The following is a 20,892-nucleotide window of genomic DNA, read 5'->3' as shown; positions in this document are numbered from 1 at the left end:
AAAGTCTGACCAAGTTTCTCGGTTAGGATAAAGGGTCCGATAACGCCGATGTTTGTTCCCTTCAACGACTCCGAACTCACCCTCTCAAGACTTTCTTCCATGCAGATACACCTCTTGGACCAGGTTAGGTTATTGCTCAGGCACCCAGCCACTCGTTCAGATTCGCTTTAATGAACTCGTCGTCATTTAAGTGAGGATAGTCTCGGTACACTCTGTCAATCTCCGCCAACTGGCCTGGCGACAACACTTCATTCGGATTCAAGCACCATCTTCCTTCAAGTAATCCCTGCCGGCGCAGTACTTCGTGGATACCTGGAATGGAGCCGGTGAAGTGGTTGAACGGATCAAAAAATGCCGCGTTACAGTCTGTCACTTCAATGTTCTTTGTCAACCACTTCGAATCCACCTTGTTCATGCTCCGACGGCTTTCCTTCAGCTCCTCGAACATTTCCACCGCCTTACGCGTCCAAACGGCCCAATGTCCCAACAGACCCCCGACTATTCTCTTCTCGACCCATTCCCCGTTGACCTTGAAGCGATAGGTGGTGAGGAGATCGTTAATGATGTTGTCATCGTTTCCCGTGTATAGCGCTATTTCATCACGCCGCTCTGAATCACAGACGGCGCGGACGACGTCAATGGCATAATAACGATTGAACGGTGCAATCTTAACCGCCATCACGCCGGGAATTTCCACAAACTTGCGCCAAAAGTCGAAAGTGAAAATTCGCCCTCCCACGGACGGTTGCAGATAGAATCCAAATACAGGGATGACCTGTGCGACCTCTTTGATGCGCTCTAGATGATGAGCTTCCGAAAGCTCCGACAAGCCGCCCATACTGACAAGGCCCATGTCATATCCGAGTTTAACGCCTAGCTCCGCTTCCTTTATGGCCTGTGACGTAGGTCCGCAGATTCCACAAATTTTGAGAACCGGACGATCCAGTTGCGCTCTGGCAATTTCTTCAGCAGCCAGTTGTAAGACGGGCTCCAGCAAGTTGAATTGTGGATCGCGAATTTCAAACTGGGTAGAATGAACACCAACAGCTACTCCACCTGCCCCCGCTGCCATATAGTATCGAGTCAAAGCCCTTTGTCTGATCTCATCCAGTTTTCTATCGGAAGTGAGAGCTAGTGGATGTGCAGGAATAACAAGACCTTCGTGCAGAGCAGCGAATTTATCGCCTGTAAGTCCTTGTTCAGCCATTAAAATTTGCCCTCTCTTTCCTGAAAGTGAGTCGGTTTGTTCCATTCCAGACCGCCGATGCTCACCCACTCGGCGATCCACTTCATCATTTGACGCACTGAAACCTTGGGGTATCCAAACAACATGTGTGCTTTCGTGGCATTGCTGAGCAATGCGGTAGACTGTTCTTGACCCGTTATGATAGGCGTTTTATTCAGCAAGCCCCCAAAGTGCTCGGCTGCCCAACGCAGTGATACCGTTTCCGGTCCCGTGATATTGACAACACATGGCGGTGTATTGCACACAGTCAAAGCGCGAACGGCCATCTCATTGGCATCTCCCTGCCAGATGACGTTTACGTTACCCATTGTTACATCGATAGGCCGGCCTTCCTGCACTGCTTTGGCAATTTCCAACAATACACCATAGCGCATATCGATAGCGTAGTTCAGCCGGAAAATAGTAATAGGCGTGTTGTTTTTATAGGAAAAGTGCTCAAATATCCGTTCCCTTCCTAAACAGGATTGGCCGTATTCTCCTACTGGCGACGGTTCGGTTTCTTCTGTTGCTCCACCTGATAAGACGGACGTGAATGGATAGACGTTACCGGTTGAAAAGACAACGATTCTGGATTTTCTGTACTTTTGGGCGACGCGACCAGGCAGGTAGGCGTTCATTGCCCACGTGAAATGCTCGTTTCCGCTGGTTCCGAATTTTGTTCCTGCCATGTAAATGACATTCTTCACGTCAGGCAAACGTTGAAGTTCGTCGTCGTTCATTAAATCGGCTGCTATCGTATGGACCCCGGCACTTTCCAGGTCATGTCTCAATCCGTCCGACGAAAAACGAGAAACAGCAATGACCTTGTTTGATCCGTTTGCGGCATTCACAGCATTTACGATGAGCTTTGCCATACTCGGCCCCATTTTCCCCCCGGCGCCCAACAGCATTACGTCACCGTCAATACGTGTCATGTCTCTAATCAATGCCTCTGATGGTTCCGCTAGCTTTGCTTCGAGTTCTGCAACCGTCTCCATGATTGTAACCTCCCGTCTTATCTGACCCGATATTATCCCAAGGAATCATTAAGAGACAGATCTTTAAATTGTCCTTAATTACGTCCAAAACAGACGTGTGCGGACTGTGATTAGAGACAATTTAAAGTCATTTCTCTAATCACATTTTTTGATAATATCGATATGCATCACCTTAGATTCTGATTTTTATGTGAATTTTTCAGTTTGGTACAAATCATGTCTAATTTGTAGGAGGTGGATTACAATGTCCGGAAACACGGAAGTTCCGGTGGTGCAACCGAATCCGAAAACCGGTTGGTGGATGAAGTTTTTGGCTATCATAGGGCCTGGATTTATCACCGCGGCAATGGTGTTAGGCCCCGGAAGCATCACCGTAAGCAGCCAATCCGGTGCGTTATTGCACTACTCATTACTGTGGGCATTGCTGATAGCGGCTATTTTCATGTCTACTTACACTGTGATCTCGGGGAAAATTGGTTGCCTAAACAAGGGTTCTCTCCTGTCTATTGTAGAGGAGCAGTATGGTCGCTGGTTGGCATGTTTGATTGGTTTATCGGTGTTTTTGATCACGGGTGGTTTCCAGACAGGTAATAATATCGGTGTCGGACTTGCCTTTAACGCCATGTTCGGCGGAGGACTCGCCCTATGGATTGGCGTTTTCTTAGTCATTGCGTTAATTTTTATCTGGACGTCCAGCAATTTTTACAATCTTTTAGAAAAAGTCATGGTACTCATGGTCGTACTGATGGTCATCGCGTTTATATTCAACCTCTTTAAAATCTCGCCAGACATAGGCCAACTCGTGTCTGGAATCATCCCCTCCGTCCCCAAGGTGTGGGGATTAGTGATTGCCATTTCAGCCACTTCCTTCAGTATCGCGGGCGCCGCCGGGCAAGCCTACATGGTTCAAGGTAAGGGCTGGACAGCAAGCGATCTCAGCAAAAGCAACGCCAGCGCCATCACTGGCATTGTCGTCCTCTGTCTGCTTTCCATGATCATTATGGTCACTTCTGCAGCCGTGCTCGCCCCACAAGGGATTAAAGTACAAAGTGCTGTGGACATGGCCAAGCAACTCGAGCCATTGCTCGGTCCGCTGTCAAAATGGTTGTTTCTCCTTGGCCTATTTGCTGCATCCTTCTCGTCCTTCATCGCAAACGCTGTGTTAGGTGGAATGATGCTCTCCGACGGATTTGGCTGGGGTAAAACACTAAATGATAAGAGTGTGAAAGTCCTTACGACTATTCTGCTCGTGGGGAGCAGCCTGTTGGCCGTTCTCTCTCATACGAATCCGATCCAATTGATCGTCGTGGCTCAGGCAACCACTATTCTCGGGGCACCACTCATCGCTATAGTATTGCTAATGCTTGGAAACAATCAAAACGTCCTTGGGAACCGGACAAACCATTGGATCACCAACGTCCTCGCTGTACTGGCGACAGCCTGGTTAATTTATCTATCGGTCCATCAATTTATCGCTTTCTTAGGTTGAGAAGGAAGCAGCAGCGGCAAACTCAAAGAGATACTTAGGAAATGGCCTGCCTACAAGCGTATCGACTACGCGTACGTGGGGCGGCCATTTCAATATTTACAGCGTCTATTGGTAAGGAGTTGACAACAGCATATTATTTTCGTTAACTAAATAATATATTGGAGTGAGCACATGAGATGACAGAAAACAAACATATCGAACCGTTTTTGACACACTGGCAATCCATCAATCGCTATTTGCGCAAAGGCATGTTAACCGAGGGGCCGGAACGGATCACAAGATTGCAGTGGACATTGCTTCGCTATGTGAACAGGAAAGACGCGTGTTCCGTTGGGAAGTTGGCTGAACACTTTGGTGTTCGTCCGAGCACCGTGTCACAAATGATGGATCGACTCGAGAAGGCCGGGCTGGTGCAGCGCGTCTCCGATAGCCGCGACGCACGTATCAAACTCGTGCATCTCACGGAAAAAGGTAAGGCATTTATTCTGAGTATCGAATCTGTCTGGGCAAAGCGGTTGTCGGACAGCTTAGACCAGTTGTCCGATGATGAACAGCAAACATTAATAGAATTGCTTGAGCGACTGGATTTATCCATGCAGAAATCGGCCAACAGCAGTTCTTTTCAAGAGTTGGGTGATTAAATGCGGATGGTTGACCGAACAGTACTTCATTTACAGATAGCCCGGACATTGCGAAGCGTCAGCCAGGGCATCGCCATCGTCGATATGGCCTTGTACTTAAAGGATTTGCACTGGTCTGCGGCTGCCATTGGCGGTGTTTTCTCAACAGCCGGAATCGTTGGCGCGCTACTTATTCTACTCGTGGGTGTGATGAGCGACAAACTGGGTCGAAAGCCGTTTCTACTCGTATACGAGAGCCTGACAGTCATTGCAGCGTTGCTCTTGACCATGACGACAAACCCTGTGGCACTGACGGTGATTATCGTACTCACAGGATTTGGACGGGGACAAAACGGTGCGGCAGGGCCATTTACACCTGCAGAGCAGGCTTGGATGGCGTCGCGGGTGCCGAGACAGGTTCGGGGACGTGTCTTCAGCACCAACACAGCACTTGGATTCTTCGGTATGGCGGCCGGATCGATAATTGGTGGATCAACACATCTGTGGAGCAAATCACTGCCCGGTGCACAGAGCTTTCATCCACTGTTTTGGTTCATGTTCGCCTTCTCTGTTGCATGTCTGGTCACCATTGCCAGCGCGCCATCTGACAAGCGTCAGTTAAAGAGCGACATGACAGATCCGGTTCCGACACCTGAGACCTCTGAGTCCACATCCGAACAATCGAGCGAACGATCGATCCGCCGCCAGGAAAACAAGAACATGGCCAAACTGGCAGGCGTGAACATGCTGAACGGCCTGGCGGTTGGATTTGTGGGTCCCATGATGTCCTACTGGTTCGCCACGAGGTTCGGCGTTTCATCCGCTCAAATTGGCGTCACGCTGGCACTATCATTCGTTTTCACCGGCGCGTCTTCGCTCGTTGCCGGATTCTTGTCGCAGCGGTTCGGCATGGTGAAATCTGTCGTGTGGCTGCAACTATCTGGAGTCGTCATGATTCTTGTTTTACCGTTGATGCCGTCGTTTACCTTAGCGTCGGCCATCTACATTGTCCGATCCGCCTTTAGCCGCGGCACACAAGGAGTCAGATCGGCTCTCAGCAGCAGTCTCACGCGTGACAAACGGCGGGGATTCTCAGTCAGCATGAACTCGCTGGCGATGCGCACCAGTTCCGCCGTGGGACCGACTCTATCAGGATACATGCTGGACCTAGGTGTCTTTTCCGTGCCATTTTTCTTGACAGGCGGACTACAGCTCGTTTCAACACTTTTGTACGGGAGACTGTTTCGCAGTTTCGATGCACCATCTGATCGAGAGCAAACACACCAAGCATGATGGTGTCACCGGACTTGCGCGCACAAAACAGCTGGCCATGAAATAGGTAAAGACTGGGTGAGTTATAGATGCATTCACAGTGGCAGGGGACGGGGCTCGGACTTGGAACCGGCGGAAGCGGCTCCGGCGGCGGGAACAGGTGGAGAATGCGTGAACTGGCCAGTCAAGAACACTTTGACTGGTCCGTTATTAAGCGCGCCCTCAGGGGCTTTGTTCCGTACTGGCCGCGGGCAATTCTAGTTGCGCTTGTGATTCTCGTGACGTCAATTGGTGGTGTCATACCAGCTTGGCTGACGCAGAAAATCATCGACGATGGTATTTCAAAAGGCCGGTTTTCCGTCGTTATCTGGCTCACCGTTACGCTGGTCGTTGTCGCGATTGGCACTGGTTTGCTTGGCGTCTGGCAAAACTGGCTCTCCACCAGCATTGCGCAGAATGTCATGGCGGACTATCGGTTTGCGTTGTTCCGTCACCTTAAGCGGCAAACCGTTCAATTCTTTGCGTCAAATCAGTCCGGTGATCTCGTATCGAGAGTGATGAACGACGTGACCGCCATCCAAAACGTAATTACCTCCACCCTAGTAGGACTTTTAAGCAACGTTCTAACCATTTGCACGACGTTGGTTCTCATGTTTGATATGAATTGGAAGATGGCTCTACTCGCCGTAATGGTCGTGCCGGGGTTTGTGTTTCCCACGCAACGTGTGGGTAAAAAGCGCCAAAAGCTGCAAGGGGAAATTCAACAGTGGCTTGCCAAAATGACCGTTCAATTAAGTGAAACACTCGGTGTGAGCGGTGCTTTGTTGATTCGCATTTTCAATCGGGAGTCACACGAAGAACAACATTTTTCAGATGCCAATCGTAAGTTGCGCGATTTACAAGTTCGGCAAGCACTCATCGGCCGATGGCTATTCATGTGGTTAGGCATGTTTTCGTCCGTTGGTCCAGCACTCTTGTGGGGGTATGGTGGATGGTTGGTCATTCACCATCGAATTGGGCTGGGTGTCATCGTTGCATTTACAGCACTTCTATCGCGGCTCTACGGTCCCCTGAGTCAGCTTGCACAATTACACGTTAGTGTCTTGTCGTCCATTGCTCTGTTTCGGCGAATTTTTGCATTGCTAGATCGAAAACCCGAGGTGGAAGACGGCGACACAACCATACCTGAGAACAGCGTTGATGGGCGGATCGATGTGATCGGCGTCTCGTTTTCATACAACACGGATATCGAAAAAGACGAAGGACACGCTGCTCTAAAGGACATCCACCTGAGTGTGGAACCCGGGCAAACGTTGGCACTCGTCGGGCCAAGCGGTGCTGGCAAAACGACGTTGCTGAACTTAATTCCACGGTTTTCCGATCCGACCTCAGGGCGCATCCTCATCGATGGACTGGATTGTCGAACACTAACCTTGAAGTCGTTGCGCGGACAAATGGGACTTGTCCCACAAGACCCATTCTTTTTCCACGATACCGTATTGAACAATCTGCACTTGGCCAACGAACATGCAACACTGGCAGACATGGAAGCGGCATGTCGCGCAGCCCAAATTCACGAGACAATCGCGACTTTGCCGCAGGGCTACCACACGGTCGTCGGGGAACGAGGTTATCGCCTGTCCGGTGGAGAACGGCAGCGACTTGCCATAGCACGTGTCCTGCTTCAAGAACCTCGCATCGTCCTCTTGGATGAGGCGACCAGCGCCTTGGACACCGTCGTCGAGCGGAAAATCCAAGATGCCCTCGCTGTATTGCTGGCGGGGAGAACGGCAATTGTCATTGCTCACCGCCTGTCAACCATTCTTTCCGCTGACAAAATCGTTGTACTTGACAAAGGTCAAATAGTGGCCACAGGCACGCACACGAGCTTACTCCTGGAATCTCCCTTGTACAAAAGACTATACGAGTCTCAATTCGGAGTGGAACGGCCAGAGCGAGAGTAAGCCGCCTACCGTGACAGGAGAACAAATTCGGTAACACCCAAACTACTGAACCGTTGAGACCTCGTCTGTCTGCGAAGCATCTGATGATGACATAGTAAGCTCTTTGACCTGCTTAGGGCTCTCATAGTTGCGGGTTCGCTTAAACAGCATATTCCCGGCCTGACTTCCAGCAAACGTGCCGACCTGGTCCCCCACAATGCCGCCGACGATGGACCCTATAATGGTTCCCACACCAGGCAATACGGCGGACCCGAGAACGGCACCGTACTCCACCCCAGCCATGGTGCCAAGGGCCGTCGTCACGTTCCTGGTGGATCGTACTGCGTAGTCGTCTGCCTTCATGCGGCCGCTTGTCAGCGCCACGGTGTCTTGAACTTGAGCTAACCCGCCATTGATGACGCCCGCCCACAACGATCCACCCTCGAACATGTTTTCCCATACCTTCTCAAACATCGCCATCACCTTCCTCAAAAATTTTTGCTAGTTTACCCATTGAGCTCCCGAATATCCTCATAACGTTCGTGAATGCAAGACGAATCCAAAGGATCAAGTCGCGCCGTTTCGGTTCTGCTGGATCCGACGACGCTCGTACTGAACTTCGGCGACAAAGTCCTCTATCTCTTCGCTTACGTATGCTAACCGCTTCCGCATTTCGATGCCCACGAGGGACGCCGCGATGCGTCCCCGATGAAGCCCTGGTTCCTTCATGCGCTTGGCAATGGGAACGACCATCGTCGCCGCGAGTGTCAACCCAATGCTCGTCAGTACGTGCTCCGGGGTCAGTTTCATGTCGTTATCCCTCCAACTCACATCGACGGGGCAACAAGAGGGATCCATCTTGTGGGCTTCATCTCAACACGTTCGCCTGAAAACTTCGTATTCCATCGTTGAGAAAACCACGCCAACCCACTCGTCACTGCTAAGACCACGGCCCAGTGCCTGAGGCCGAGGGGCACGGTCGCGAAGACGTGCGTGAGCCCTGGCAAGTAGATGGTTGCAATCAAAGTCAACAGCGAACCGCAGGTCGCGACCAACAGGACTTTGTCTTTCTGTAAGATTCCTCTTTGCGCGGACCCGTACGTTCTCCAAGCGGGCAACTGCATAAGCTGTCCCAAAACGAGTGACGCGTAAGTCATCGTTTGTGCCAGCGGAACGGACAAGCCCATGGATAGACCAGTGGCGAAAACCGCGACGGCACCAAGGCCCAGAACGCACCCCCGAAGGACCACAGTGCGGTACAAGTTCTTGTCAATGACGTCCTTGTATGGATTTTCCGCTACATCCTCCTGCGATCCCGTCGCCAACACCATTGCCGGCACCGCATCCGTGAGGATGTTCATGAGCAAAATCTGCAGTGGAATGAGCGGCACGGGTAGGCCAATGATGATAGATACGGCCGTGACCAGCACTTCAGCCAAATTGCCAGCCAACAGACATCCCATCGCTTTTCGGATGTTTCCGATGATAGACCGCCCACCCTTGACACCGTCGACAATTGAGTGAAAGTGGTCTTCCAAGAGGACGACCCCCGCCGTCCCCTTCGCAATGTCCGATCCGTTCAAACCCATTGCGATTCCCACGTCAGCACGTCGGATGGCCGGCGCATCGTTTACGCCGTCCCCAGTCATGGCCACCACTTCTCCGATCCGCTGGTAAGCTTCCACTATCCGCAGCTTGTGCTCTGGAGACACACGAGCGAATATCGTCGTCTGCGCGATGAGCTGATCAAACTGCGCTTGGGACAGTTCGTCTATCTCTTGTCCAGTTAAGATCCGGTCACCCGGCCGAAAAATGCCCAGCTGGCGACCAATGGCGCGGGCTGTGAGGGGATGATCGCCGGTGATCATGACGGATCGAACACCGAGGTGCCTTGCCTCATCGATGCTTTGGGCGACGCCGTCCTTTGGGGGATCCATCATGCCCATGAGACCTACGTAAATCAGATCTGTATCGGTTGCCTCGGATGGGGTTTCATGCTCCTCCACCGGCCGGTACGCGAACGCCAACACGCGCAAGGCACTGTCCGCCATCCGAAGACTCTCCAGTCGAATTTGTTCCACAATCTCCTCCGTCAGGGGATGAACTTCACCGTCGAGCTGATAATGCGTGCATTTCCCCACGATGGTTTCCACCGCCCCTTTGGAGAACACCCGACAGTTTCTCGCTGGCTCTTTGTCCTCGCACACGACGTTCGCCTGTTCGTTCTCCTCGCAGACAACGCTCATACTTCGCGTGGCAGAATCAAACGGGATCTCCAAGTGTCGTTTCCACGTCTCGTGACTCAAATTGGCCTTGGAAGCGACTGTCAAGAGTGCTCGCTCTGTCGGATCGCCAGTGACATGTTCAGCATCGTCGAGGTGAGCATTGTTGCAGAGCATTCCGATTGTCATGAGCTCCCGCAAGTCGGCGTCATTCAGCACGTCAACAGCATCATTCGATCCGCCATCTTCACGAAAATACCCTTCGGTTGGATCAACGTCGCCTTCCTCAATGCGAACGCGTCGCCCCACCGTTGCCGCTTCCATGACCGTCATCTCATTCCTCGTCAACGTCCCCGTCTTATCACAGCAAATGACCGTGACGCGCCCCAAGGATTCCAAGTTGGCCAGCTTTTTCACCACCGCACGGCGTTTGGACATCTGTCGAACGCCCGCTGTTAACGCCACCGTGATGGTGAGTGGCAACCCTTCCGGAATGGCTGATGCGGCGAGCGTGATCGAGGAGATGAGAAGTGAGCCGGCTGGCATGCCGCGAAGAAGTCCGGCGATGGTTACGGCCGCGGAAGCCATAAATGCCCCGATGACGAATCGCTTGCTGATTTGCGTGACACGCGACTGTAAAAACGTCGGGGCGTCAGCCTGCTGGAGCAACAGATGCTCCAGTGCACCCATCTGCGTGGAGGAGCCTGTGGCGACAACGAGCGCCTTACATCGGCCACGCGTAACAGCCGTACCCATGTACAGCAAATTCTCCCGATCCGCCAGCGGCGTATCCTCCGGCATCTCACACGCCCGCTTACTGACGGGTACGGACTCGCCAGTCAACATGGCCTCGATCACTTGCAGATTCCAAGCCTCAATCACACGCATGTCCGCCGGAACCTTGTCACCCGGTTTCAGTACAACGACGTCCCCAGGGACGAGTTCTTGAACTGGGACCACTTGCTCGACGCCGTCTCGCACCACACACGTCGTCGCATCTTTCTCGACTTTCAAATCTTGAATGACGGCCAATGATTTCTGCTCCTGCCAAGTGGCAATCGCCGCATTGATGATAAGAATGACCAGCATACAAGCCGCGCTGAACGGCTCACCCATGAAGAACGACAAGGCAGCCGTAGCAATCAAGATGATGGTGGACAACTCTTTGAACTGACCGGCGAATAGGCGCCATGTGTTCGGAGGCTTTGGTGCAGCCAATTGATTGGCGCCCCACCTCTTCAAGCGGCTGAGGGCCTCATTCGTACTCAGTCCATTTTCAGCGGATCGCAACTGATGGAACAGGGCCGACAACTCTTGAACATGCCAGTGATTCATATGTCCGGAATGTGGTGCGCCTCCTCCACCACGTAACTTGGCTGCCACGTCATCATCATTCACGTTGCCCAGTTTCGCTCTGCGGAAGCCCCAACGTTGAGACGCGATGAGAAACATGGAGACGACATCACCTGTCAGTGCAACCAGGGGCGTCATCCACGGTGATAACATGGCCGCCCCTGCACCTAGCCAGTTCCACCCTTTCGCGATGCGCAAGTCTCGCTTCGTCCCCGCCGCCCGCTGGCGGCAAAAAGACAATGTTTCCGGCAAACGATGAAAATCGTCGCGGCCAAAGCAAATGGCTCCTGCGTGAGTCATTCCCTCATCGCCAACAAAAATGATGCGTTTTCCACTGTCGAGTTCATCTGTGAGGTCGGATCGTGTGACCGTCTCGATGGTACCTAGATCAGAGCAAAAGGGCTCCAATATCCGTACGCGGTAGCCGAGCCCGTTCCACGTCCCAATTTGGTCTGCCCACGCGTCCCGAAGCACGCTTTTGCACCCGACTACGGCTAGAATTTTCCCCTCTTGTGCGAGGACTCGAGCTGTAAAGCCGTCCTTCTCGAACCGTTCTACGGTTTCAAGGACAGGGGTGTCATCAATGCCAAACGTCGTGATAAACGTCGGCGTGCCTAACTGTGTCTCCACACCATTTACATGTCCATATGTCCCGTCCAGCGAGCACTCGATATCAAATACAGGATCAAGTGTTTGCTCAGCCCGTTCATTTTCTTCCACGAACCAATCTCGCCACGGATGATCACAATTCTGCAACAACGATGCGGCGACCCTGACAATCTCTCGGCCGCTTAAGCCGTTGTCGAATGATTCCACTTTCCACGTGGGACGGTCTTCAAATATCAGGTTTTCGTGGGACAGAACAATCTCTTTTACTTCGGCCAACGCCGACAAACCGCAGTTTGTCGGTATGAGGAGATGCTTCTCCTGTGCTTCCCGTTCCGCCTCGGCCCAACGATATGTGTGCGACGCAATGGCAGGACGTGGATTCAGGCCAAGGGCAACCCCTATCGATCGAATGGGACTGCGCGTCAACAGAAGGGTCAGCGGGGTCAACACCATACTCGCACGACTCATTCGTGCACTGTACCTGTCCAGTTCCGATGGGAGCCGTGTGTCCTCTGCCGCGGCAACTTTTTTGTGCCGACGATACATCGCGACGTTGAGTGCGGTGACCACCGCGAGTGCCACCAAATTTTCGCGCATGGCCACCGTACTCATCGTTGCCAATCCAACCCATATGTCTGGATGACGGATCCGTTTGTTTGTCATGAGTCCTTCGAGGCCACGGCGCAGCGCGGGATAACCAGCCGCAACGGATAAGCCCGCTGCAGCCCAAAACGTCAGTGGTGAACCGGTCAACACACCTCTTCCCATCGCGAGACGTTTGATGGCGAGTCCAGCTAGAAGCGTGCCCGAGGCCAGCGCCGGTAGAAGGTATGGGTTCCTCGGGGATGAATCACGCGATAATTTGTCCGTCGCCACTGATTGCTGTGTTTTCGTGACCTCAGATTCGATCGTCGCAGCAACAGCGTCCCCGTGGACTTCGCGGTGGGCAGACTGCTGTACCCATGAGGTCATCTGCGCTAGCAGTTCTACCTCACTCACTTGGTCTTCGTCAAACTGAACAAGTGCACGACCCGTATCCGGATTAAACTGCGCACGAATCACCCCGTCAACGTGAGCAACTTTGTGCTCCAACTGATAAGCGAGTAACGCGCGGTTCTTCATCAGGTGTATGGCTACCCGAATTCGGCCAGGTAGACGGTGTACAACCTCCACTTCCATTCCCACAACCTCACCCACACAAAACAAGATAAAGTGTACTATGTGCCGTGAGTTTCCAGGATATGCGAGTACGAGATCCTCGAACGGGTTTAGGTTTATACAGCAGACAGGTATAAAAGTGTGGAAAACCGTCGACATATGAAAGGAGGATGGGAAAGAAGGGATGATCATGCCCAAAAAGATGAGTTCGCGAGTAGGCATCGCGATCGCCATTGCCATCGTTGTGCTGGCACTATCTCCGGACGCACGCCGGAAATGTCGTCAACTGGTGGTCAAAGGCGTCGCGAATCTAATGGAAATGATTGAGCAGTTGAGCGTGATCGCTCCCGCAATACTGAAACAACAGAGCGAATCAGAGACAGACACAACGAAGGTAAGCTCCACGACACCTGCGAAGACCGAACTGGAAGCAGACCGGCATGAATCGAGTGCGACCGAAACGCCTCAGCAATCTCAGGATGCCTTAGACGCTACCCATTATATGTAAAATATTGGCGCGATGATCTAGAGCATCTGCGCCAACTGCAGTACACCTTTTATTGAAACGGATTAGCTTACAATACCTTTGTAACGTTCTGATAGCATTGCACAAAATCGAGACTTCGCAATACAATGCGACGCGCTTATTTCCGTTGGGATCGCAATTCAGTCCGAATCTTCTCGTATTCATCCGCCACGAGGCCGCGACCATAAATTCGTTCAAGGCGCCTTACTATGAAGTGCCCATGTGCGATCCGCTGAAAATGATCCGTAAACGCAAAGTTGACTGCAGCTCCGCCAACAGCCCCGATCACGGGAATAATCCCCGCCGCCACGCGTTCCGAGACAGTCACACCAAACCGCGCGGCAATTTCGTTGATGAGGCGAACGAGTACCGGAGCACTTTCTGCAGAAGCGATATTCGGCGTTACAGTGGCCGCGACTTCTGCGCTCGCCTGTGCGGACACAGCCGTCATCGTTTGCGCTGCCGCTGCTTGTGCCATACCTTGAGCCAACTGAGTTGACGCATCTGCCACGAGATTGGAAAGACTTTGCCGGACCATTCGATAAGCACTTAGACCTGAATGGTCGCCGCGAACGCTCGTCGTATCCAGTGCAAATACCCCGACGCACGCTAGACGCGCATCCAAGGTGGACAGATCTTCTCCTTCGCTGCGTGCGATATCCGCAATGGTCCGCAGCAACACGCCTGTCGTTAGCGGCAATTCCGCGAGAAATGCCGCACCGCCCACAAAGCCCGTAACCGCCCCCATTCCGGTGGCCACGAACTTATGAGCCATATCGGAAGACGTGGTTGTTTGCTTTGACGTATCAACGGTGAGCAAAACCCAATCGAAGCATCGATCGATAGCCCGGTGAACGAACGCCGATATCCTTCGCTGATATTTACCCGGTAGAGCCTTCATAGTCATTTCAACGGGTTTACCAACCAGGGACGTCGCCTTATCCGCAAACGTCGGAAACTCCAACTGTTTAACGGCTCGTCTAAGTGATTCGACATGCTCGTCCGACATGGACATCAACTCGACCATTAACAACGCTATTCCCCCTTTTGCTAGTAAACGTATATACCGAAGAACTCTACGTTCATTGTAGGCCACCCTTTGGACTAGATCACTGGGTAATAATAGAGAGTTTCCTAAGCCATTACAGACCGCCTCGAACGAGACTCACGACAAACAGAACAGTCGCAGTTGCACCAATCAGTTGGTCAATCCTACCTCCAGTTTTCACAAACGGCAAGCCGATCCGGTGTGAAAATGGCCACAGCAGCACAGTGCCGTCCGCAACGAAATCCGCGCAGATGTGCAAGACGTACCCGATGCTAAGGCCAACAAAAGCCACGCCCCCATACAGGGAACCGACGGCAACATGCATCCCCCATAGAAATACAAGCGTGCCCAAAACACTGTGCGTAAATGTCCGATGTTTGGTAAACATTGCACCGATTCCCCATAAGCCTAATAGAATCGCTCCGGTCTGAGGAACACGGTGGGTGAAAGCGAGGTATAACAACCCTGCAATCATGAGACCCAGTCCTATCCTCCGGGAAAGATTCCGTTCGGTCAGAACTGCACACGCTAAACCAGCCACGCATAGCCAGGCGATAGGGGACATGGTGAGCTTCATCACGAATAACAGGACGATGATAGCAACAACGGCCGCTATTTGCCCAACGCGTTCAATACGACGGGCTGCTTTCGAATCTTGCTGGTCCAGATCTGGCAGGAGACTTCCTACAGCCGCAGCCGTTATATATGCAACTTCCTTTGTTAGGCTGTTCGAGAGTGAAATCCGGGACACATCCGTGAACCCGATCATTCCATGTGGTACGTGGTACATCACTGGAGCAGATATGGCTGCTGCAAACAAGCCGATTGCCATATGCGTTCTACCGAGCATCGTGCTACCTCCAAGGTTTAAAGAAATGGTCATTTCTCGGGCTACAGTCAGATAAACGGGGTAGCTTTGATAACAATCGGGATCGACAGGGACTTTATGGGGGCCTTTGGTGCTTAACTAAGAAAAACGGGTAGGAAAAGTTTTTCCGTGGTGTTTTCTCACCACATAAAAAGACAGTCGCTCCTCGACTCACAAGAGAACGTGGAACGACTGTACTTTCTAGAGTTTAGAGCGAGGACTCTACTTGTGGATCATATAAAGAAGACATCTTTCTTGGTCGATTGACAAAGTAGATACTGACGACAATGAGAACCAATCCGGCCAACAAGTACATGGTAAATGGCTCATGCAAGAATATCGTTCCGATCAAGATAGAAATAAGAGGAATAAGGAACGTATAAGAAGCCACTTTGCTCGCCTCTCCTGAACCGATGAGAATAAAGAAAACCAACCACCCTGCCGCGATGACGAATACGGCAATAAATGCAAGAATTGAGATGAACGGAACGTTCCATACAATGCTGGACCAACTTTCGACACCTGACCCAAGTGCAGTCATGGCAAGCCCGCCAATGATCAATTGAACCGTAACCAACCAAATGGAGTCCACCGTTTCACTTGTTTTCTTTACGTATGCCGTACCCAGCGCCCAGGCCACAGCACTGCCGAGTGCGAGCAAGACGCCAACGACTGATAGGTGACCGGACAAACTACCTCCGCTGATCACAGCGACACCCGCAAAACCAAGAACCAGTCCCGCTACTTTCAGGCCATACATGGATTCACCGAGCCACGCCCAGGATAAAATCCCAAGCAGCACCGGTTGAAGGAAAACGATGACGGAGAATAAGCCAGCCGGCAAGTATTTCAGGCCCACGGTCTGAAGTCCATAATACAAGACGATGTTCAATAGGGAAGAAATCACGTATATATGCCAAGTTTGTTTGAACCGCAGAAGATGCCGTCTGGGGATTGCGACAATCAAAAGAAGAAGACCGCCTAAAACGGTTCTAATACCTGCAAATAGTATTGGGGGTGTGTACTGAAGAGCGATTTTCGTTAGGGGCCAATTTACTCCCCACATGATAACGAGAAACGTAATCAGAAGAGCTGCTCGCGTTCGCGATATTCCTTCCAAACCTAATCCATCTCCTTGTATTTATATACCAGCATATATTACGCTTTACGAAACAATAAAGGAAATGGTGTATTTTATGCATTTAAATTACATGGTACTTGGCGTTCATTCTATTATGAATACCAACGCCCCAAGTTCCCTCCGAGACTCCCCCAGGTGGTTACTGAGCACCCGACCACTTCCCCCCGCATACCGCAACCGGTCAACCCGTATATTTAAACAACGTTTCCCTGTATCAACTTCTGAAGGGGATGACCTGAATGGTAAATGTTCAATCGTTCCACCATGTCAGCATCGTTGTAACGGATCTAGTAAGAGCGAGGGAGTTTTACAAGACAGTAATAGGATTAAAGGAAATCAAACGACCAAATCTCGACTCCGATGGAGCGTGGTTTGGGATTGGTGAACAACAAGTTCACTTGATAGTTCATCCAACTGGCCAGACTTTGCGGCAAGAGCACACACTTGATACTCGTGACGGACATCTTGCACTACGCGTGAAAAGCTATCATGATACGATTGAACATCTCAACAGCCATCATGTTTCTTTTAAGATGAACCCTCACAGTAAAACAGGTTGGCCGCAAATTTACGTGTGCGATCCCGACGGCAACATCATCGAACTGAACGCCGAATCCCTCGATGGCTAGTACCACTTCCAATACAGAGAAGCGCCACAGGCAGTGCGTCTGTGGCGCTGTGCTTCGGCCGATTCTATTAGAACTGCTTCCCAGCAGTAACTCCGCCATCTACGGCCAAACCGGCACCCATCACATATCGCGACTCATCCGATGCAAGATAGACTGCCGCCTCCGCAACATCCTCCGGGCGCCCCAGTTCTCCACCTAGTTGACGTTGTTTTAACGACTCAATTGCAGCGGACGGATCGTCATAGGAACGTTTGAGGTAGTCTTCGACAAACGGTGTAAATATCGTACCAGGCAGCAACGCGTTGACACGAATATTGTACGGCGCATAATCCACTTGCATCGACTTCGTCATGGACAGGATTGCCCCCTTCGTCGCAGCATAGGCAGCTCGACGGGCCAGGCCAATTTCAGCAATACATGAAGACATGTTAATGACGGCCCCCTGCTTCTGCTCCATCATAGCCGGTAGGACTGCCTTAGAAACTAGGTAGACACCGGTCACATTCACCGACATCACCTTGTCCCACAAGTCACGATTCACCTCGTGCAGTTGCCCGACCGCACTTACACCCGCATTGTTAAACAAGACATCGATCCGCTGATGACGCCCCAAAACCTCCGTTACCCATGCATTAATCGATGCGCTGTCCGAAACGTCAACGAACTTCGCGTACGCTGTTCCACCCGCAGCTACGATCTCCTCCACCACCGAGTTCGCTGAATCGAGATCGACCTCGGCGATTTCAACCACAGCTCCCTCTCGGGCAAATGCTTTGGCGGTTGCCGCACCAATTCCCTTGCCGGCTCCGGTAATCAGGCACACTTTGCTCTTCAGCCTCATAAAGCGACCTTCTTTCTATATTGATATTCAGCTTAAATCGAGTCGTAAAATGTGTTTGTCAGCGATCCCAATTTCTCGATCTCGATAGTCACGCTATCCCCAGCCTTCAACCAGACCCGTTGGTCTTCCGGATAACCCAAAATAACGCCCTGTGGTGTGCCCGTTAAGATCAAGTCGCCAGGTTCGAGAACCATGTACTGCGAAAGATAGGAAACAATTTCATCCACGTGAAAAATCATGTCAGACGTATTTGAATCCTGCCTTTTCTCTCCGTTGACAAAAGCCTTGATTTCCAAGTCATTCGGGTTTCTAACTTCGTCAGCCGTAACGAGATACGGCCCAGCCGGTGCAAATTTTTCGCATGTCTTGCCAAGCAACCACTGATGCGTCCTCATTTGTAGGTCCCGTGCGGATAAGTCGTTCACATTGCAGTAGCCAAAAACGTGATCGAGTGCATTTTCCTTTGAGACATCCACCGTACGCCTTCCGATGACCACACCAAGTTCTGCCTCATAGTCCACTTGAGTCGATTTCCTAGGCAGTGGTATTTGTTCATGATGGGCAGCGACCGTATCCGAGAACTTGCTGAAGACGATGGGGATGGTTGGAATAGGGGCATTTGTCTCGATGGCGTGTTGACGGTAATTCAATCCGATGCAAATAATTTTCCCTGGACGGGGCACACACGGTGCGTACTGTACGTTCTCGTCTGAAATCAGATGACTGGATAGTTCACTTTGGTATTGTTCAATTAACCCCTGTACCCGCTTCGTCAAATCATCGCGAATGAACTCGTCTATGCGTGTGGAAGCGAGATCGACGGAGTTGGAAATTCGGGCTATATCAGCCAAAGAGAGAATGCCTTGTTCCAGTTTCACACCTAACGTTTCTTGACCTTCCGTGAAAAACGTCACTAATTTCATCCGATCATCCTCCAAACTGATGTATAACGTTACTGCATTTATCGGTAGATTGTCGAACAGAACGGTTCAAACTAACCTTCGAAGACAATGGAACTGAATGTTCAGTTTTATGTCTTAGTGGCCAATACTTCACGAAGGTAGCCCCGAATACCTCGATAGACGGGAGGCCAGTTCAACGATCCGCTTTGCTGCTTCGCTAAACTTCTGTGACCAACTACTCTCCAACATTGTGACACTGACTGCAGCAATGATCCTGTTTTCGTGATTTTTGATGGGCGCTGCGACACAGAAGAAACCCTCCACAGCCTCCTGCTCATCAATGGCGTAACCTTGGTCCCGAATATGCTCGAGCTGTTCCCACAGGTGCTCCCGTGTGCGAATTGTACGGGGAGTCAGCGGTTTCAACTGCTCTTCCGGATACACGGATATCAACTCGGAGTACGAATGGCTCGATAACAGCGCCTTACCAAGAGCCGTCGCGTAAGCAGGAAGTTGCTCACCGGGACTTGACGATAGCCGCATTGGCGACTTACTCGTCTGTTGAGCTAAATACAATACGTTCTGGCCGTTCAACCTACCAAGTTGAATCGTCTCCCCAAGCAGGTCTGCGACCTTTTTCGCTTCGTTTTTAAATGTTGTGACGAGATCGAACTGTCTGAAATAGGATGCGCTGATCATTCCAAGCTGAGGTCCGAGCGCATAAGTCCCGTTTTCCTCCTTCACAACCCAACCAAGGCTCTCCATGGTCGCCAGCAACGAGAATATGGAACTCTTGTTGATGCCTGTCTGTTTACTCAGCTCGATCAGTGGAAGACGCGACGGGCTGCTCATGATTGTGGAGAGGACTACATGTGCTCTCTCGATAGCTGGCACCCAATACTTTTGCATACGTCACTCCTTCTTTAACCAGTTGGTTTTGTATAATAAACCAAATTTTATATTTTGACTAGGATAATTATAGCGAGATCATCAAGCGCTTTCAACAACAGGGGTAGGCACGGCTTGCAATGGAACCAAATGCACGGCCTTGGGAATAGATAACGTAACGCTCAATCTAAAAAGCGGCGAGACCTCTGGTACTGCTCGCCGCTTTTCCACACCATTCATTTGTTCATCTATTGGGAGATATCAGCGAATTGTCAGCATCCACGTGTGTGGGTCATATCTTCAACTGTTTTCCTCGTCAGCAACCGTAATCCGAACAAGTTGAACAGTGGCGTCGTCCAGTGCCTTTGCGAACCCGACAGGGTCAGTCCCCGCCCTCCAGCGGTTCTCGCGTATGATCCCTAATGTTGCGTCCATGGTGGGATCAGACAAGCCGCAGGACGCTATCAGCGCGAGGGCTTTTTCCAAAGCATCAACCATCCGCATAGGCCCGTAACTGAGGGGTTCACGGTATAGCCCCCTTGCGCTCGTCAGTGTATAAGCGACAAAATCTCGCAGCTTTTCCCGTTCGTCCTCTCGAGTCGAGCACTGGTTCCTGTCGTTACCTGTGTCCGAAGTGGTCATGTGAAATTACCTCCGTCATTGGCATGCTTGTCTTCAGGCGCGGTGGCTCTGCGGGGTAGCCCATCGTGATCAACAGTTCCGGCTCGATGTCCCCCGGTAATCCGACGATTTCCTTGATAGCGCCGCGGTGAAAGGAACGAACGGGGCAGTTCCCTAGTCCAAATGAAAAGGTCGTCAACAAAACATAAGCCGCTGCAATCCCCATGTTGACGAATCTTAGGACTTCTGCCGTATCGGCCCCGCCGCGTTCTAATGCGTCCCTCCGGTTGGAACACAAGACGACCACGGCAGCTGGATCGCCAGACAGCCCTGGTGCGAATCGTTTGATTCGGCGGATCTGAGCCGGGTCCTGAACGATTACAAAATGAGATTCCTGTGCATTACTGCCCGACGGGCTAGATGTAATGGCTGTTTCTATGGCGTTGATGATTTCCGGCTCCAGGCCTCGTGGCTCAAACGAGCGAGTACTTCGTCGTGATCGGATGGCCTCTAGTACGTCCATTCTAATACCCCCATTT

At 51.5% G+C, this 20,892-nt stretch carries 19 protein-coding genes; 6 read left to right on the top strand and 13 right to left on the bottom strand.

All coding sequences use genetic code 11. The features are described from left to right. Positions 1–136: 136 nt before the first annotated feature. Together NZD86_RS00665 and NZD86_RS00660 are read right to left on the bottom strand one after the other, a co-directional pair. Positions 137–1,207, bottom strand: coding sequence for a dihydrodipicolinate synthase family protein (locus tag NZD86_RS00665; RefSeq protein WP_268044571.1), 1,071 nt, complete (start codon positions 1,205–1,207; stop codon positions 137–139). Further along, positions 1,207–2,223: an NAD-dependent epimerase/dehydratase family protein gene (locus NZD86_RS00660; RefSeq protein ID WP_268044570.1), complete on the bottom strand. Its 1,017-nt coding sequence runs from the start codon at positions 2,221–2,223 to the stop codon at positions 1,207–1,209. Before NZD86_RS00660 ends, NZD86_RS00665 begins: the two co-directional genes overlap by 1 nt. Before the next feature lie 244 nt (positions 2,224–2,467). Here NZD86_RS00660 and NZD86_RS00655 point away from each other — a divergent pair, with 244 nt between their 5' ends. From NZD86_RS00655 to NZD86_RS00640, 4 genes are all read left to right on the top strand, one after another. Next, positions 2,468–3,712: an NRAMP family divalent metal transporter gene (locus tag NZD86_RS00655; RefSeq protein WP_268044569.1), complete on the top strand. Its 1,245-nt coding sequence runs from the start codon at positions 2,468–2,470 to the stop codon at positions 3,710–3,712. 176 nt (positions 3,713–3,888) lie between these two features. Continuing rightward, a complete protein-coding gene (locus tag NZD86_RS00650; RefSeq protein ID WP_268044568.1) occupies positions 3,889–4,353 on the top strand; it encodes a MarR family winged helix-turn-helix transcriptional regulator in 465 nt (154 codons plus the stop codon). Then, on the top strand, positions 4,354–5,625 hold the full coding sequence (locus tag NZD86_RS00645) for an MFS transporter (protein WP_268044566.1): 1,272 nt from the start codon (positions 4,354–4,356) through the stop codon (positions 5,623–5,625). It abuts the gene before it with no gap. A 68-nt stretch (positions 5,626–5,693) separates the two neighbouring features. Continuing rightward, a complete protein-coding gene (locus tag NZD86_RS00640) occupies positions 5,694–7,568 on the top strand; it encodes an ABC transporter ATP-binding protein (RefSeq protein ID WP_268044565.1) in 1,875 nt (624 codons plus the stop codon). Positions 7,569–7,610: 42 nt separating this feature from the next. Here NZD86_RS00640 and NZD86_RS00635 read toward each other — a convergent pair whose 3' ends face one another. From NZD86_RS00635 to NZD86_RS00625, 3 genes are all read right to left on the bottom strand, one after another. Next, entirely contained in the window at positions 7,611–8,027 is a 417-nt protein-coding gene (locus NZD86_RS00635) for a glycine zipper domain-containing protein (protein ID WP_268044563.1), read from the bottom strand. Positions 8,028–8,114: 87 nt separating this feature from the next. Beyond that, entirely contained in the window at positions 8,115–8,357 is a 243-nt protein-coding gene (locus NZD86_RS00630) for a hypothetical protein (protein ID WP_268044562.1), read from the bottom strand. Between the two features lie 17 nt (positions 8,358–8,374). Then, entirely contained in the window at positions 8,375–12,928 is a 4,554-nt protein-coding gene (locus NZD86_RS00625; protein WP_268044560.1) for an HAD-IC family P-type ATPase, read from the bottom strand. Between the two features lie 151 nt (positions 12,929–13,079). Between NZD86_RS00625 and NZD86_RS00620 the strand changes: the two genes are divergently transcribed. Then, the gene (locus NZD86_RS00620) at positions 13,080–13,397 is read left to right on the top strand and encodes a hypothetical protein (protein WP_268044559.1); all 318 of its coding nucleotides are present in this window, start codon (positions 13,080–13,082) and stop codon (positions 13,395–13,397) included. A gap of 136 nt (positions 13,398–13,533) precedes the next feature. On the opposite strand, the gene NZD86_RS00615 is transcribed toward NZD86_RS00620, so the two are convergent. From NZD86_RS00615 to NZD86_RS00605, 3 genes are all read right to left on the bottom strand, one after another. Beyond that, the gene (locus tag NZD86_RS00615) at positions 13,534–14,442 is read right to left on the bottom strand and encodes an EcsC family protein (protein WP_268046742.1); all 909 of its coding nucleotides are present in this window, start codon (positions 14,440–14,442) and stop codon (positions 13,534–13,536) included. A 115-nt stretch (positions 14,443–14,557) separates the two neighbouring features. Then, complete coding sequence (locus tag NZD86_RS00610; protein ID WP_268044558.1) at positions 14,558–15,313, bottom strand: metal-dependent hydrolase; 756 nt, start codon at positions 15,311–15,313, stop codon at positions 14,558–14,560. A gap of 226 nt (positions 15,314–15,539) precedes the next feature. Then, positions 15,540–16,451, bottom strand: coding sequence for a DMT family transporter (locus NZD86_RS00605; protein WP_268044556.1), 912 nt, complete (start codon positions 16,449–16,451; stop codon positions 15,540–15,542). 260 nt (positions 16,452–16,711) lie between these two features. Here NZD86_RS00605 and NZD86_RS00600 point away from each other — a divergent pair, with 260 nt between their 5' ends. Next, positions 16,712–17,101: a VOC family protein gene (locus NZD86_RS00600; RefSeq protein WP_268044555.1), complete on the top strand. Its 390-nt coding sequence runs from the start codon at positions 16,712–16,714 to the stop codon at positions 17,099–17,101. Between the two features lie 67 nt (positions 17,102–17,168). On the opposite strand, the gene NZD86_RS00595 is transcribed toward NZD86_RS00600, so the two are convergent. The 5 genes from NZD86_RS00595 to NZD86_RS00575 form a co-directional block, all read right to left on the bottom strand. Next, on the bottom strand, positions 17,169–17,942 hold the full coding sequence (locus NZD86_RS00595) for an SDR family NAD(P)-dependent oxidoreductase (protein ID WP_268044554.1): 774 nt from the start codon (positions 17,940–17,942) through the stop codon (positions 17,169–17,171). Between the two features lie 32 nt (positions 17,943–17,974). Beyond that, on the bottom strand, positions 17,975–18,865 hold the full coding sequence (locus NZD86_RS00590; protein ID WP_268044553.1) for a fumarylacetoacetate hydrolase family protein: 891 nt from the start codon (positions 18,863–18,865) through the stop codon (positions 17,975–17,977). Between the two features lie 129 nt (positions 18,866–18,994). Then, entirely contained in the window at positions 18,995–19,753 is a 759-nt protein-coding gene (locus NZD86_RS00585; protein WP_268044552.1) for an IclR family transcriptional regulator, read from the bottom strand. Between the two features lie 279 nt (positions 19,754–20,032). Then, the gene (locus tag NZD86_RS00580) at positions 20,033–20,374 is read right to left on the bottom strand and encodes a DUF6092 family protein (protein WP_268044551.1); all 342 of its coding nucleotides are present in this window, start codon (positions 20,372–20,374) and stop codon (positions 20,033–20,035) included. Continuing rightward, the gene (locus tag NZD86_RS00575) at positions 20,352–20,876 is read right to left on the bottom strand and encodes a nitroreductase family protein (protein WP_268044549.1); all 525 of its coding nucleotides are present in this window, start codon (positions 20,874–20,876) and stop codon (positions 20,352–20,354) included. Before NZD86_RS00575 ends, NZD86_RS00580 begins: the two co-directional genes overlap by 23 nt. Between the last annotated feature and the right edge of the window lie 16 nt (positions 20,877–20,892).

This window comes from Alicyclobacillus dauci (genome assembly GCF_026651605.1).
GTDB lineage: Bacteria > Bacillota > Bacilli > Alicyclobacillales > Alicyclobacillaceae > Alicyclobacillus > Alicyclobacillus dauci.
Note: the sequence above shows the minus strand (reverse complement) of the source record. Positions and strands in the feature narration are given on the sequence as shown.

Bases quoted from the DNA above. Each gene is read 5' to 3' on its own strand.
- NZD86_RS00665 (WP_268044571.1), bottom strand. From the start codon at position 1,207: ATGGCTGAACAAGGACTTACAGGCGATAAATTCGCTGCTCTGCACGAA.
- NZD86_RS00660 (WP_268044570.1), bottom strand. From the start codon at position 2,223: ATGGAGACGGTTGCAGAACTCGAAGCAAAGCTAGCGGAACCATCAGAG.
- NZD86_RS00655 (WP_268044569.1), top strand. From the start codon at position 2,468: ATGTCCGGAAACACGGAAGTTCCGGTGGTGCAACCGAATCCGAAAACC.
- NZD86_RS00650 (WP_268044568.1), top strand. From the start codon at position 3,889: ATGACAGAAAACAAACATATCGAACCGTTTTTGACACACTGGCAATCC.
- NZD86_RS00645 (WP_268044566.1), top strand. From the start codon at position 4,354: ATGCGGATGGTTGACCGAACAGTACTTCATTTACAGATAGCCCGGACA.
- NZD86_RS00640 (WP_268044565.1), top strand. From the start codon at position 5,694: ATGCATTCACAGTGGCAGGGGACGGGGCTCGGACTTGGAACCGGCGGA.
- NZD86_RS00635 (WP_268044563.1), bottom strand. From the start codon at position 8,027: ATGGCGATGTTTGAGAAGGTATGGGAAAACATGTTCGAGGGTGGATCG.
- NZD86_RS00630 (WP_268044562.1), bottom strand. From the start codon at position 8,357: ATGAAACTGACCCCGGAGCACGTACTGACGAGCATTGGGTTGACACTC.
- NZD86_RS00620 (WP_268044559.1), top strand. From the start codon at position 13,080: ATGCCCAAAAAGATGAGTTCGCGAGTAGGCATCGCGATCGCCATTGCC.
- NZD86_RS00615 (WP_268046742.1), bottom strand. From the start codon at position 14,442: ATGGTCGAGTTGATGTCCATGTCGGACGAGCATGTCGAATCACTTAGA.
- NZD86_RS00610 (WP_268044558.1), bottom strand. From the start codon at position 15,313: ATGCTCGGTAGAACGCATATGGCAATCGGCTTGTTTGCAGCAGCCATA.
- NZD86_RS00600 (WP_268044555.1), top strand. From the start codon at position 16,712: ATGGTAAATGTTCAATCGTTCCACCATGTCAGCATCGTTGTAACGGAT.
- NZD86_RS00595 (WP_268044554.1), bottom strand. From the start codon at position 17,942: ATGAGGCTGAAGAGCAAAGTGTGCCTGATTACCGGAGCCGGCAAGGGA.
- NZD86_RS00590 (WP_268044553.1), bottom strand. From the start codon at position 18,865: ATGAAATTAGTGACGTTTTTCACGGAAGGTCAAGAAACGTTAGGTGTG.
- NZD86_RS00585 (WP_268044552.1), bottom strand. From the start codon at position 19,753: ATGCAAAAGTATTGGGTGCCAGCTATCGAGAGAGCACATGTAGTCCTC.
- NZD86_RS00580 (WP_268044551.1), bottom strand. From the start codon at position 20,374: ATGACCACTTCGGACACAGGTAACGACAGGAACCAGTGCTCGACTCGA.
- NZD86_RS00575 (WP_268044549.1), bottom strand. From the start codon at position 20,876: ATGGACGTACTAGAGGCCATCCGATCACGACGAAGTACTCGCTCGTTT.